This is a genomic window from Priestia sp. 179-F W1.4 NHS (assembly GCF_045369295.1).
GTDB classification, from domain to species: Bacteria; Bacillota; Bacilli; order Bacillales; family Bacillaceae_H; genus Priestia; species Priestia zanthoxyli.
This window is the reverse complement of the sequence record NZ_JBIQFF010000001.1, coordinates 1,141,723-1,155,310: the sequence shown is the minus strand read 5'-3', so window position 1 is coordinate 1,155,310 and position 13,588 is coordinate 1,141,723. Positions and strand designations below refer to the sequence as shown.

Here is a 13,588-nt window from a genome sequence, read left to right as displayed (position 1 = left end):
AATCCCCCCTATTCTTCTTTTAAGAGCTTGATGGCTTCTTCTGCTGTAATTTCACCATTTTCTAACATAGACACAACTTTTTTCTCGTCTACTTCGTTTTTCTTCTTTTCTACATATCCAAGAGATGAAATGATGTCAGTCAGCTTGCCTCGAACCGTTGGATATGAAACGCCCAGTTCTTTCTCAACTTCTTTGATATTTCCTCTGCACGTTAAAAACACTTCTACAAAATGAAGCTGATCACTCGATAAAGATGCCAGCTTAGATAATTCAAACTCATTTTCAATCGTCGTGTGACAATGGCTGCACTGCAGCTTTGTAATTTTTAACGTTTCACTGCAGACAGGACAATTTGTAAGTACTTTATAAGCCATAATCAAATCTCCTTCTTTTAGTTAATTTAATTATACAACAATTATTTAATGTTAAAAACAATAAAATTAAATAATTTTAACTAATAAATTAAAAATCTAAATATAAATTTCAATAATATTAATAATCTGTTTTAACCCATCCACAAAATCAAATAAAAAAGAGAAGGATAAAAGCCTTCTCTTAAACTACATAATTGTTTTTAAACTATTATTCAACCACTCTATTTATCCTGCAATTTGAGCCCTAGTAAAAGTCTCATTTATATTTCCTTCTACAACGATACTATGTCCTGCAAACATATCTCCATCAGAAAAATAAAAATCAAAATCACCTTCTGGATAAACGGATATAGTGTCTAAACTCATAAAATCCATAAACATTTCTTCTGTAATTTCCTCTATTTCATCCTCTTCCTGTAGCCAATCGTTTGCTAAATCGACTAGTTCCGCTGCGGCATACATTCTAATTTTTTGTCTCCATTTATCCTGCTCCGCAAAAAGTGTATGTGCGGTCTTCAGCGCAGACTTCATCGTGTTTTCATCTTCATGCCAGTCAAAATACAGCTCGCACTGTTCATTAGCCCACGAAATGTTTTTTTCAAAAACTTTAATACTTTTTTCAAGTGTAAACTTGCCAAATAGCTCATCATAATAATAAACCGGCTTCACTGATTTTTTTACTATCGTTTCTAACTCTTCGTCTTCATACTCTGCTTCCAGAATGTTAACAAGCATCATTGTATCCGTTCCCCTACGTACTTGTAGCTTTACAACGGTATTACTTTGCAGTAGATTCATTGCTTCTTCCACTTCTTCCTCGTCCACTAGCCATCTAAGCTGTATCTCTTCTTTTTTGACAGCTTCATTTTCATCTAAACTTTTCCATGCGATTAAATCAATTGATGCTGTCCATAACGTCTCTTCACTGGACATTCCAGCACCAATTCCTACTGAACCTGTAACCGCTGCTATATCAATTACGTCTTCTGAGAACTCTTTTTCAAATGTCTTTTTTTCATTGAATTCACTCATTTAATATACATTCCCCCTCTTTACTGCTGTTGAAAAATTCGCCCTAAATATATAGTTACAAACTGATATGTCGTTCTCTACTCTTATTTTTTATAGCGGTCCACCTTCAAAACCAATAGGCCATTCATCCCTGTTAAATTTTACTTTATATTGAAATACATTGGGATAATCTCCGTAAACAAAAGCTAAAGAAAATCCTACAAGAATATGTCCGTCAAAATTTAAAAGCCGCCCAAAACTTACAGCGGACAGATAATAGACACTAAATTTTTGTGCAGAAATGAACTGCTTTAAATACTCGAATGACCTTTTAAGATAGATATGTAATTGTTTCAATATACAATCCGCCATTTCAACAAATTCCTCGTATGGCTTTTCACTATTTCCCTCTATCGTAATTTCAACTTCTTCCCATTCTCCTATATCCGTACTCCAAAACCATCGCCTTGTAAGTGGGACTTCAACTTCATTTTCATCAAGTGGTTTAGATAGGACAAGTTCTTCATACCCATTTTGTTTGAAGTTAGAGATCGTATAGGCCCGTTCAGAGAACTCAAAATCACTCATTTATTCCGCCTCCCCGCTATGCTTTTACTACTTCTTATGTAGAAATATGTTTTTAGGTTTCTACGTTTAATTTTAGTATTACACAAAGCAGACATCAATTGGATTACTCAGCCTCTTTCAATAAAAACTCTTACGTTTTTCTAATTACTGTTACTATAATAAGAAAGAAGCACATTACCTATATATTATGAGATGGAGGGTTAACCAATAAATAAGAAAATCGTTAATAATATCGTCTTTTTCGTATGGTTTCTATTCTTGTTCCTTCTATGGACCATCTTCTCTCTTTCTAACGGGCAAGATGGCCAATGGTGGTCCATGTATCATTTGAACGCGAATCAATATGGCCCTTGGGCTTTAGAGATTTCTTATATAAAGATTAGTGTTGCTGCTGTTATTTCGTTAGTAATAGCTTATATCGTGAGTTTTAGGTTTAAAAGCAAAAGATAAGATTAATTCTATTTTTTCACCTTTTCAAATAAATACTGCACTCCATATAACAAATATGCTTTGTAGTGAAGGTAGATAAAAAATTGAAAATGATTTATTCGGTTTAAACTTACAATTTTCAACCTTTTAAGAACATCAATAAAGTAAAAAGCAAAGATTCCATCAGCTATAACATTCAGCAATAAAAACTTCTTAAAGTTTCCATATGAATATTTAAGCAGCCACATTGAAAGAGGCATATAAGGCCCAATGCTAAAAGGAAGTTCATCTTTTATGAACGAATCTTTTTTATCATAAAATTTCCACCACTTCCTCTGATGCCCATACAAATGATTAATAATTTCTAAGATAATAATAAAAACTCCTGCTAACGAATAACGTCTTACGCTGCGTTTTCCTATAAATAACAACGATAACCACGGAATCGCTATTATAGATAAGTTAAATCCTAAGTGTTTTCTTGATATCATAAGCGAACTCACCTCAATATACTTCATCTAGTTCTTCTTATAGTGTCCGCCTATCACAAAAAAAAACACAAACCATCTATAATGGTCTGTGTTTTTTTATTAATGCGCCTTCTGTTCAACATTGACTCTCTTGATAAAGAACGAGATAACCAATCCAACAATTGAAACAATAATCGCAAAGATGAACGCATGTTGAACACCGTTGGTAAAGGCAAGAACTTGGTTTAATGGATCCATTTTATCTGATACCGTCTCAAGGAAGCTCCTTGAACCTGATGACAGAATCGAGATTCCAACAGCTGTTCCAATTGCGCCAGAAACCTGCTGCAAGGTGTTCATAATCGCTGTTCCATGCGGGTACAGCTCCGGTGGAAGCTGGTTTAAACCATTTGTTTGAGCGGGCATCATAATCATCGAAATGGCGATCATAAGCGCAATGTGCAACCCAACGATAAACCCTGTTGACGTTTCCAGCGTTACGGTTGAAAAACCATACATAGTGCCGGCTACAATCAAAAGTCCAGGAATAACTAACCATTTAGGACCAAAACGGTCAAATAATCCGCCCATAACTGGTGAAAGAATTCCGTTAATCACTCCTCCAGGAAGAAGCATTAGGCCAGCGGCAAAGGTTGATAAAGCTAATGATGTTTGTAAGTACAGAGGTAAAATCATCATCGCAGACAGCAGTACCATCATGCAGACTAGAATTAATAAAAGACCAATTGTAAACATTGGATACTTAAAGGCTTTAAGGTCTAACATTGGCTCTTTCATCTTCGTTTGACGAATAGAGAATGCAACTAACGCGATCGTTCCAATGACAAGAGTTAGAATAACCTGTAGACTTCCCCAGCCCCCGCCTTCTCCAGCGCTGCTAAATCCAAATACAATTCCTCCAAAACCTATTGTTGAAAGAACAACAGAAATCATATCGATTTTTGGCTTTGTTGGTGTCGTAACGTTCTGCATAAAGAAAGCTCCAAACACCAAGGCAACCACTAATAACGGAAGTGAAATCCAAAAAATCCAGTGCCACGTTAATGTTTTTAAGATTAAGCCTGATACAGTTGGTCCAACAGCTGGCGCAAACATAATAACGAGGCCGATGATTCCCATTGACTTTCCACGCTTATGCGGCGGAATAATAACAAGAATGGTGTTAAACATAAGCGGTAAAAGTAAGGCCGTTCCCACAGCTTGCACGACACGGGCAATCATTAGTACCCCAAATGTTGGTGCGATAGCGGCAATAAATGTTCCAATGATCGAGCAAATTAGCGATGCTATAAAAAGCTGTCTCGTCGTAAACCGTTGAAGAATAAAACCTGAAATAGGTACCAGAATTCCTAATGTTAACAAGTACCCTGTTGTTAGCCATTGTGCCGTTGTTTCGTGAATACCAAAGCCTGAAATTAGCTCTTTTAATGCCATATTTAGCGCTGTTTCACTAAATAAACCGATAAACCCGGCAATAAGAAACGACGTAATAATCGGCAGCGCTTTGATGTTAGAGCTTTCGGCTGCTGTTTGTTGATTACTCATATTAAATTGTCTTCCTCTCTTTTACGTACTCTTTTTGGTGAATTTTTTCTATCTCAATGATAAGTTGATTAGCAGACAAACGATACATACCGATATAAAGATTAGTAATAAGTTTAAGACATTGTGCTGATTAAGCTTTTTCCTTCTCTTCTCTTTTGACCGGATTGCTTTTTGTCTTCTAAATTCGTTTCTTTCCACAGATACCTCTCTCTCCATTTCATTTCTAAATTACGTATGTAAACTGTTTCCCATTTATGTATATGCTTTTTCAATAAGCAAGATAGAACTAAAAAATGAAAAGAGGAAAGGCACTTATTTATACCATTCCCCTGCACAAAGGAAAAATGAATTTCCACTTTGCATACCAGGAATATTGTAACACATCTATAAGTACTGTTTCTATCTAAAATATACTAAATAATGATATCTATATACCTAACTTAGTGCCCTGTGACAATTAAAATTTGTTTCTGTTATTTCATTAGCAATGACGTATATAGTCATTTTTGAATGTAATAGAAGTTCTGTTTATGTTCATTGGCTACTATGTATATTCTCTGCTTCACAACGTAATTTATAAAAATCCTGAACGAATGTGTTTTCTTCTAAAATGGATTCTTTCATTTTACGTAAAGTTCTTTTTCCTACACGACGGTCAAGCATACACAATATTTTTATTAACATATCATTCGACTTTAAAGATAATTCAATTGGTGAATTAAAATATTCCTCCAAAGCAGAAAAGAAATCATATTGTGCATAAATGCCTTCCGTTTTTAATTGTTCTTGAGCTTGTTCTTGGATTGCTCGATTATTAAAAACATTATCATAACTAAAATCATCTGACTGAATACGAATATCTCTTTCTCTATAATATTCTTCTCTTTCGGCAGTAATCGTACACATACTTAACATTTCTACTTTATCAACAGTTATGACAGCTCTACCTAACTGGTCATGTGCTTTTCGATAATTAATCACTTGAAAATCTACTCTTGAATGCAAAGATTCGCATACAAAACTCATTAAACGTTTCTTTGCTTTGCTCCATTTCGGATGATATAACAATAAACTTCCTCCCTTCCAACCTATTAAATTTTACCATTAAAAATTAACTTGCAGCATTAGTTGAAAATTTATATGGATAATTAGCGTTTCTGAACAGGGTTATTAAATTTAATGTCTCCATTTTAAGATATGTTCATTTTTCATTTGAAGCAGTTTTGTCATATAAACGATTTGTCCCGTATGATAAGCATAATGTTCAACGGCATATAAGATAACACTTAAACAGGACTGTATTTTACCTGGTTCTGGAATTAATGTACTTGTTGTAGAAGGCATTTGTATGGGTTTTTCTAAATCGTTAAAATCAAAATTCCCGATAACTTCTTTACTTTGTTGTCGTGTAAGGATTAAATTTTCTATCAGCTGATCAGCGTTCATTACTCTTTTGTCAGTAAACTCTTTAGATCGCTGTCTAATAAAAGGCTTACCACCAATTATGCTGGCGATAAATGCATATTCGCTGCCGGCAAGATGTAAACATAAGTTTCCAATACTATTCGTTTCTTGACGGAGCTTTTTCCAAATATCATCATCTGCTAATCTACTAATACAAGTTTGGATTATATCTAATTGTGTATCAAGTGATTTAATACTTTCATTTATGAAGGAATTCATTTAGGTTCTCCTTTTGGATTTTTATTCTATTTTATAAATAATTATACATATTTCCAGCTATATTTGCACTGTATTTTTTGTACTAGTTATTAATTTACATAAAACATACCTGTAAAGCGTACATGTAGAAATGAAAAGAGCAAACTCCCTTGCACGTGAGTTTGCTCTTTCTCTTCTTCATTCCAATTTCTTCAGTTTAACTTATTGTCCCATATCCTTCATCCTTTTAAGAGCTTTTCTATATTCTTGATCTCTCATATGCAGCATTTTATCAGGAGAAGGTTTAGGCTGGCCGAACTTTTTCAAAGCTTCTCTATACTCGCTGTCACCAATGACTTGATTCGAAACAATCTCTTTAGGCGAACACTCAAAAACGGGAGTAGCTTTTTTACTGTGAACCTCTTCGGTACTCAGCTTTTCTTTATTTTTTTCTTTATCATGCGGCTTATGAGCCAGCTTGTGTCCCTTACCTGTTAGGACCATCAAAAACGAGAGAATGAATACCACAATGCTCAATACACACGAAAACGTAGAAAAGGTATGATACGTAATGATTTCAGATTTCACATGTAGAGACTGAGTAAAATTTTCTTTACTGGCAACTTGGCTCTCTGCACTTACCGTCGCAAGGTTATCTTTATACACCTTTGCAAAAACAATACTGCTGATTACAGGGATGACTGCCGATACTGTAACTCTTATAAATTGAACCGTGACCATTCGAGGGACTAAACTTGGTAGTGGTCCGCCTAAAGCAGCACCCATAAGACCTGCAGCGACTGTGAACCCTACTCCTGCGATTAAAGCGGCGAAGTTACTAACAAAGAGAAAAGCTGAAGCATGACCCTCCACATACATCCACTGTATGTTTACTCCCATAATAATGACGGCTCCTATAATACCTAATACGCCCGGCCCGACTTTATCATATAATACGGCACTTAATATGGCCGCAATTACTATTCCGGCAAAAAGCCCGATATAGATCAGTGACATCTCTCCTTTATCAAAACCAGATCCACTTTTAAGCAATCCTTGTAGAGACAAAAGAGTGAGACTCATACTAATATTTCCTATAACAGCAATTAGGATTGCGAGAGCTGGTTTTCGAGAAGCCACTAATCGAAAGGGAATTAACGGATTTTTAATATGCCATTCTGCTATAAATAAAAAACATAAAAAAATGATGCTTCCTACTATGCCTATCCCTACATAAGTAGATGCCCATCCTGATTTTTGGAGATTAAGTAATGTAAACGTAATAAATGCAGTAACCATAAACATTAACGCTGCACCGATGATGTCAAATGGTTCATGATGTTTTTGCTGTTGCTTGGCGTGATCATTTGTTAAAAATTTGTAGCTAAAACCTATTCCCAGTAAGGAAAGTACGGCCGCTATATAAAATAACCATCTCCAGTGTCCGTAGCTGTTCACTAACATTCCGAGAAAAATACCCACAACGCTAGATCCATAAAACCCGCCAATAAGAATCAGTAATGCCAAGTTCCGTTTCTGAATCGGAAAAGAAAGAACCAGCATTGGAATCATCATCATAAGTGCTAAACCCATTCCTGTCCCTTGTAAAAAACGACCAATTCCCATTCCTAAAAAGCTGTTAGAAGCAATACTTACGATAGCTCCTATAAGAAACAAACACATCGAAAGAACATAATTCCTTCTCTCCCCTAACTTGTGTCGCAGGATAGGTCCAAACGGAATACAAAATGCAAAGCTTATAACCCCTATTAAAACCGGTGTTATTGAAATATAAGATTGATTGTGAAACGTTTGTTGGAGAATTTCACGTATAGAATTTAATGACGTGTTTAACATTAAACCAGGACCAATAGCTAAAACTGCCAGTAAGGAAATCCCCCAGTGTTTTTCTATTTTCATACCACAATTCCTTTCTGCCTTTCATGATTGTAAAATATCTTTATTTGAACAAACTAAAAAATAAAGCTTCAGTAAGGAAGCTTTATTTTATTTTCTAAACCTGCCACTCGAATTGGCCCTAGAAGGGTTAAACGGGTTAATTTATCAGCCATAAATGCAGGGCTAAATTTCATATCGCTTTCTAACCAAGAACAAATGACACCTATATGAGCTGATGTGATATAGCTAATCAGGATATCTTTAGGAATATCCAGTCCATCCTCTGCTTCTCCAATCGAAGAGATTAGCTCTCCGTACACTCTTTTCTTTACGATTTCCGTCATATAACTTCTGAATTGAGGCAATCCTCGGTCACTTAGCATGACTTTAAAATAATCAGCGTGTTCGTAGATGAATTCAAAAAGCTTTAAAAAAGAAACAGACTCATCTTTTTCTTCTACTTCTGAGGAAGCCTCGTTATTTTGTTTAGGCTTTACCTGCTCTATTAGTTCTTCTAAAACTTCATTCATGATTTGAACAAGAAAGTCTTGCTTATCTTGATAGCGTAAATAAAATGTTCCTCGCGTTAATTCCGCTTTTTCCGTAATTTCTTGAATCGTAATGGACGTGACATCTTTCTCTTTAAGAAGTTCGACTAAAGCGTCTCTTAAGTATTTATTTGTTCTTTTTATCCTAGGATCTACTTTTGTTTTTTTAGACATAGTTGATCTCCTTGTATCACTTTTATTAAGACATACGATGGACTATTTAAACTATCCTGTATCATCAGCATATATTCTATACATAATGTAAACTAATGAACATTATGTATATTAAGTCTCACAAAGTATTGCCAATCTGTCAATATCAAAAATGGGTGCAGAACAAATCATTTCGTTGTTAGACACCGGTGGCGTGAACTCAAGAGTGAAATCTTTTGTAAAAACGTTCAAAAGAAATGGTATTAGAAATGAGGTAATAGTAAAAATTGATATTATGGAGGTGTTTTCTTATGAAAAAGTTTGAAGTAACGTTTCATTTAATCAATGGTGAAATCAGTCATATAGTTGAAACTAAATCACTTATTCGTGCAAAGAACTACATACAATATAGATTTGAAGATAAAAGTAAAGTATTGGACTTAGCAAATGACTTAGTACTTGTTAAAAGCAGCGTTCAATACTTTACCGTAGCTGAAAAAGAATAAGTAATGATATAAACGGGATAAATGATCGAGTATGAATGGCTTGTTACACCGCTGTTAATTTCCATGCAAGGCTTCGCTTTTCGCAGGCGACAAGTGAGTCTGCAGGAGTCTTTCGCCTTGCTCTCCAATTAACGGCTACAAGCACCTACATTCACCCTCATAATAAAAAAGATCCGAACAGTTTATCGTTCGGATCTTCCTTCCACTAAACTACTTTTAAGCTCTTTTCTCGCTATTTTTTCACCCAGTTGTCATTACTATCCTTCTTGTACTTTGTTTTCACTGCATTCCAAGCGACTTTATGAGCCGTAGCTTCTTCTTTGTATTCGTCACTGGCTGAGTTAAATGCTTCTTTATAAATTTCCTGAGCATGATGAGGAAGGTTATCTTTTACTCCATCAGGCAGTTCTTTTAATGAATCGTAGGGCATATAGTATTCCTCCTTGAAAACGTCTTTTACTACTGATTTACCTGTTCTTAAGGAGTATAAACATTTAATAAACTCTGAAAACGAATATCTTTTAAGCTAATCATATTAACTGTGATTCTCATAATTTTGAAAACCCTTGCTAATTGTAGCAAGGGTTTCTTTTTGATGAGTTTCTTCTATTAACAATATAATATATGGAACTAAAGTATATATCTTTTCAAAAGAGATCCTGGATAAAAACAAAAATAAAACGCTTTCATTTTTTTATTCTATTAACTCATTTCCTTTGTTACAATGAAATTATAGGGATTATAGCAGAAGGGCAGATGGGACATATGAGTACAAATCTATTGATCATTTTAGGGGTTATATTTCTGACAACAGTTGCTATCACTATTTTAATTAAGATTCCTGAAGAGGAATGAACTACATCATAAAATAAAAAGCCACCTCATTCTTTTGACATTAAAAAGTGAGATGGCTTTTTCAAATATTGAGCATTGCAAAAGTTTAAGAAAGATTAGGTCTATAAATAATTATAGCATATTAATTGAAAGATTGTCATACAAATTTAGATAGAAAGAATCCCCTTCTAGTAAGGTATATACGTAAACATTGTGTAAAAAAACAAGAATTTTACTATGTCGTTGCTGTACATGCTACATTTTACGGAATTAATATGATAGTTAATTAAAAAACCTCTACTAATGGTAACTAATGATATAATTACCTTTAAATGTATAAGAGGTGATTTTGTTGATAGAAGATTTATTTGGAGGAACACTACCGTTTTTGCCTTCCAAGGAAACAATGGCTGCTAAAAAGAAACTTAGTCTATTACGTAAGCAAAAATGGTTTAGAGCTGCTTATGGAACAGAAATTATCTATAACAATCGGGTTAAAGAATTTATAGCTAGCTTTGATGTAGAGTATCTGCTGAATGATACTAATGAAATAAGATTATTCCGTCAGAGATTAGATGAGCTTCTTAAGGAAGAACGCCTTAGTTAAGAAAGGATTTACGAACTATGAAAAAATCGAATAAAGATCACTTACTTTGGAACATGTTAAAGCTATGGATTTCTATACCTAGAAATATTCGTGTAGCATTTCTTTGGGCTTTTATTTTAGGAATCTCCTACTTGGGCTGGGTAAAGCTAATCCACTGATTTATTTAACATTAGCAATTTACTTTCGGATCGTTTTTATTGTGAAATAATCCAGAGGAGTTATTTGAGTTGTAAAAGCTAAGAAAAGCTTATTGGAAAGGGATAGATTCATATGGCTGTAAATATGATTTTTAATCCATTTTTTGCTTTAATAGTCCTTGTTGTAGGGATGTGGACGGCAAGTACGGTTCACCAATTTTTTGGGTTAGTATCGATTTTAGGAGGTTTGTTATTAGGGTTCTCTACCTTATTCAAAAACGGTACAACCATCAATAAAAAGTCAAAGGTTTTACTTTTTGCATCTTTTGTTTTTCTGTTGAGTTTATTCTCATTAGCTTACTTGGTTGTATCAGTCTTTATCTTTCATTTCTAAAGACACTTTAAATGAATAAACAAATAAAAGGATCTGGTAAACTAAGATCCTTTTTGATTATGGTATTCTTTCGCCTTTCTTTTTAGGTATTGAAGACAACGCTATGAAGATTGGGATTATGAATATATAGTTCTCTTTAGATACTTCCAACGTTAATAAAATCGTCAAGCCTATTACAGCTCCTAAAATCATTCTGAAAATAGTACTTGTCTCCATTTAGATTATCTTCTGCTTTTTTCATAGGTTTATATACGAAGACATGTAAAGATAATCCTATAACTGCAGTAACATTTAAAATAATACTCAAAATTGGTAACGCCCATTCAAAAAACGCAGGTAAATGTCCGTTCATACTTACTGTAGACATATTAACTCCAATTATTAATATGGAAATTAACAAAGGCAAATTTTTAATCAATGTAATTCCTCCTATACATTATCTCTTTGATTTTACCGTAATAAGAAATAAATGTATTTATACTTTCAATTTCAAAGGAATTCCTAATACGTTAACTAGGATAGCTACTTAAAACCATACGTTACTATACATCTACTAATTTTCGTATATTTTCTTTTTTTGTAGTGCTATATTATTATTTGTGACTTCTTTTAAAAAAATAAATTTTTGACCCTATTGCTGTTCGCAGTACAGTTTATTAATTAAAGGAGAATTGTATGTATGACCTATTTGATACGCAAATTACACCCATACCGCTGGGCTATTATCACCGTTTTAATTATCTTTGCTGCAATGTATCTTTACTATTTTTTCAGTAGTCAACCACACCTTACTGGTCAATCACCAAGTAAAGTGTGGAAAGCCGAATATACACGTTCTGATACATATTGGGAAGGAACTCTAAAGTGCTTATCTGAAGATGATATTACATTACATAGGTTTAATATTATAGAGAACGGTAAAAAAGTGGACTATTCTCCTCATAACGATATAATTTTTCAGCAACCCTTTGACTTCATGTCTTTAGGTGACCGTCCACAAAGGAATGAGACTTATAAAGTTCAAATAGAATGGAAGGATTCTAAAGGGACTCATAAAGAAACCTTTCCATTAGAACGATCATATAATCCTTTTTAGGGACATGGATTTACCCAAGAGATTAGTCGCTGATAACATAGTTCAATTTAAGGAAACAAGAAGACCCGAAAAATAAAAAACTCAACTGAATATACTATTAAAGGAGAACTGCCTTGAGTCGCTTTATAAAACTAGTTGTTACATCCCTTTTATCTACTGCTATTTTTAGTGCTGTCTATGGGATAATCAGCTTAACACCTGAAAGTGAAAAAGAACCTAATATTTATTACTTCAGCTTTACAGATACATTCGTATTTACATTGATGTATACTTTACCCGTTTATATAGTTGTTGGAATTATTTGTTCCTATCTAATTGATATGCTAGCACATAACATGCAGATAAGAAAAATGTACTTTTATCAGCTATTAATGTACTCGTTAGCAGGATTAGTTCCTGCTTTAGCATTTTACTTTCTGTTTGAAGGAATTCAGTTAGATTACCAATTGTTATTTTATTTTTTTGCACTGGGTATTCTTGCATCTAATACTTTTTATCATACTTTGCTACTTATAAATAAGGTTTTTAACAGAAAAAAAATTTAATTAAGGTTTGCTTTTGCTTCTAACGAAAACGGACATTATGATACAGAAGGATTTTCATATATATTATAGAAAAGAATAATTTCAGGAAGAGGAAAATGTGTGAAACGTAGTCGATTGTTGCTTTTGTCGTTAATGAGTAGTTTGCTAGTTATTCTAGTATCATTGTTCCAGTGGGATCTGGTGGATATGATAACGGAATTTTTAATGTTACCTGTTTGGTTATTTGTATATGCTTTCTTTATCATCATAACTGTATGGGCATTGATTCACCTTTTTAAAAATAGAAAGTGGCAGCCGGTTGTTATTCAGTTCATTACTATTATATTATGGTTCTTCTTTCCCTTTACTCAAGTCAACTTAGATTTGAACTTTAAAATCCATCAAGAGAAGAGAGAAGAAGCTGCGGCTAAAATAGAAAATGGCGTGATTAAACCTAACGTACCCGATAGTCCATCACTTATTCAATTGCCAAAAGAGTATACTCAATTGTCTAAAGGCGGAGGCGACATTGAAGTAGAAACAAAAGGAAAGTCGACATCAATTCTTTTCTTTACGTACCGCGGGATGCTAGACAATTTCTCAGGATTTGTTTATGACCCAAATGATCATAAACCTTCAAAAAGCGATTTTGATGGAGATTTTAAACAGATAGAAAAAGTGCATAAGAACTGGTATTATGTATCTTCTTATTAAAAATAGATACTGCTTAAAAACTGGCCCCAAATCGTTAGACGCTGTCTGACAATTGGGGCCGGTTTTTAATTTTCAT

17 protein-coding genes are annotated in these 13,588 nt (G+C 33.9%); 6 read left to right on the top strand and 11 right to left on the bottom strand.

The window, feature by feature from the left end:
* Nucleotides 1–8 precede the first annotated feature (8 nt).
* From ACH0CI_RS06020 to ACH0CI_RS05980, 9 genes are all read right to left on the bottom strand, one after another.
* Nucleotides 9–374 carry a DUF2089 domain-containing protein gene (locus ACH0CI_RS06020; RefSeq protein ID WP_028409887.1) on the bottom strand — a complete coding sequence of 122 codons (366 nt, stop codon included), beginning with the start codon at nucleotides 372–374 and terminating at the stop codon, nucleotides 9–11.
* 225 nt (nucleotides 375–599) lie between these two features.
* Complete coding sequence (locus tag ACH0CI_RS06015) at nucleotides 600–1,406, bottom strand: DUF2262 domain-containing protein (protein ID WP_406901028.1); 807 nt, start codon at nucleotides 1,404–1,406, stop codon at nucleotides 600–602.
* 90 nt (nucleotides 1,407–1,496) lie between these two features.
* Nucleotides 1,497–1,973, bottom strand: a complete 477-nt coding sequence (locus ACH0CI_RS06010; RefSeq protein ID WP_335708454.1) for a hypothetical protein — start codon at nucleotides 1,971–1,973, stop codon at nucleotides 1,497–1,499.
* A gap of 458 nt (nucleotides 1,974–2,431) precedes the next feature.
* Nucleotides 2,432–2,893, bottom strand: coding sequence for a hypothetical protein (locus ACH0CI_RS06005; protein ID WP_335708455.1), 462 nt, complete (start codon nucleotides 2,891–2,893; stop codon nucleotides 2,432–2,434).
* Nucleotides 2,894–2,992: 99 nt separating this feature from the next.
* Nucleotides 2,993–4,438 carry a DHA2 family efflux MFS transporter permease subunit gene (locus tag ACH0CI_RS06000; protein ID WP_406901027.1) on the bottom strand — a complete coding sequence of 482 codons (1,446 nt, stop codon included), beginning with the start codon at nucleotides 4,436–4,438 and terminating at the stop codon, nucleotides 2,993–2,995.
* A 534-nt stretch (nucleotides 4,439–4,972) separates the two neighbouring features.
* Nucleotides 4,973–5,506 (bottom strand): SF0329 family protein, encoded by a 534-nt coding sequence (locus tag ACH0CI_RS05995; RefSeq protein ID WP_406901026.1) that lies wholly within the window; start codon nucleotides 5,504–5,506, stop codon nucleotides 4,973–4,975.
* 108 nt (nucleotides 5,507–5,614) lie between these two features.
* Complete coding sequence (locus ACH0CI_RS05990) at nucleotides 5,615–6,121, bottom strand: DinB family protein (protein WP_335708512.1); 507 nt, start codon at nucleotides 6,119–6,121, stop codon at nucleotides 5,615–5,617.
* 201 nt (nucleotides 6,122–6,322) lie between these two features.
* Nucleotides 6,323–8,020: an MFS transporter gene (locus tag ACH0CI_RS05985; RefSeq protein ID WP_406901025.1), complete on the bottom strand. Its 1,698-nt coding sequence runs from the start codon at nucleotides 8,018–8,020 to the stop codon at nucleotides 6,323–6,325.
* A gap of 68 nt (nucleotides 8,021–8,088) precedes the next feature.
* A complete protein-coding gene (locus tag ACH0CI_RS05980; protein WP_335708064.1) occupies nucleotides 8,089–8,721 on the bottom strand; it encodes a TetR/AcrR family transcriptional regulator in 633 nt (210 codons plus the stop codon).
* Nucleotides 8,722–9,011: 290 nt separating this feature from the next.
* On the opposite strand from ACH0CI_RS05980, the gene ACH0CI_RS05975 reads away from it, so the two are divergent.
* Nucleotides 9,012–9,206 (top strand): hypothetical protein, encoded by a 195-nt coding sequence (locus tag ACH0CI_RS05975; protein ID WP_028414863.1) that lies wholly within the window; start codon nucleotides 9,012–9,014, stop codon nucleotides 9,204–9,206.
* Nucleotides 9,207–9,438: 232 nt separating this feature from the next.
* On the opposite strand, the gene ACH0CI_RS05970 is transcribed toward ACH0CI_RS05975, so the two are convergent.
* On the bottom strand, nucleotides 9,439–9,636 hold the full coding sequence (locus ACH0CI_RS05970) for a ChaB family protein (RefSeq protein WP_274862794.1): 198 nt from the start codon (nucleotides 9,634–9,636) through the stop codon (nucleotides 9,439–9,441).
* Between the two features lie 756 nt (nucleotides 9,637–10,392).
* On the opposite strand from ACH0CI_RS05970, the gene ACH0CI_RS05965 reads away from it, so the two are divergent.
* Together ACH0CI_RS05965 and ACH0CI_RS05960 are read left to right on the top strand one after the other, a co-directional pair.
* Nucleotides 10,393–10,647, top strand: coding sequence for a hypothetical protein (locus ACH0CI_RS05965; protein ID WP_098626278.1), 255 nt, complete (start codon nucleotides 10,393–10,395; stop codon nucleotides 10,645–10,647).
* Between the two features lie 270 nt (nucleotides 10,648–10,917).
* Complete coding sequence (locus ACH0CI_RS05960; protein ID WP_335708536.1) at nucleotides 10,918–11,178, top strand: hypothetical protein; 261 nt, start codon at nucleotides 10,918–10,920, stop codon at nucleotides 11,176–11,178.
* Nucleotides 11,179–11,314: 136 nt separating this feature from the next.
* Here ACH0CI_RS05960 and ACH0CI_RS05955 read toward each other — a convergent pair whose 3' ends face one another.
* Nucleotides 11,315–11,596 carry a hypothetical protein gene (locus ACH0CI_RS05955; RefSeq protein ID WP_406901024.1) on the bottom strand — a complete coding sequence of 94 codons (282 nt, stop codon included), beginning with the start codon at nucleotides 11,594–11,596 and terminating at the stop codon, nucleotides 11,315–11,317.
* Nucleotides 11,597–11,857: 261 nt separating this feature from the next.
* On the opposite strand from ACH0CI_RS05955, the gene ACH0CI_RS05950 reads away from it, so the two are divergent.
* The 3 genes from ACH0CI_RS05950 (at nucleotide 11,858) to ACH0CI_RS05940 (ending at nucleotide 13,512) form a co-directional block, all read left to right on the top strand.
* Nucleotides 11,858–12,274 (top strand): hypothetical protein, encoded by a 417-nt coding sequence (locus tag ACH0CI_RS05950; RefSeq protein ID WP_115654629.1) that lies wholly within the window; start codon nucleotides 11,858–11,860, stop codon nucleotides 12,272–12,274.
* 113 nt (nucleotides 12,275–12,387) lie between these two features.
* Entirely contained in the window at nucleotides 12,388–12,819 is a 432-nt protein-coding gene (locus tag ACH0CI_RS05945; protein ID WP_406901023.1) for a hypothetical protein, read from the top strand.
* A 99-nt stretch (nucleotides 12,820–12,918) separates the two neighbouring features.
* Nucleotides 12,919–13,512 (top strand): hypothetical protein, encoded by a 594-nt coding sequence (locus ACH0CI_RS05940; RefSeq protein WP_335708224.1) that lies wholly within the window; start codon nucleotides 12,919–12,921, stop codon nucleotides 13,510–13,512.
* Nucleotides 13,513–13,588: the final 76 nt, after the last annotated feature.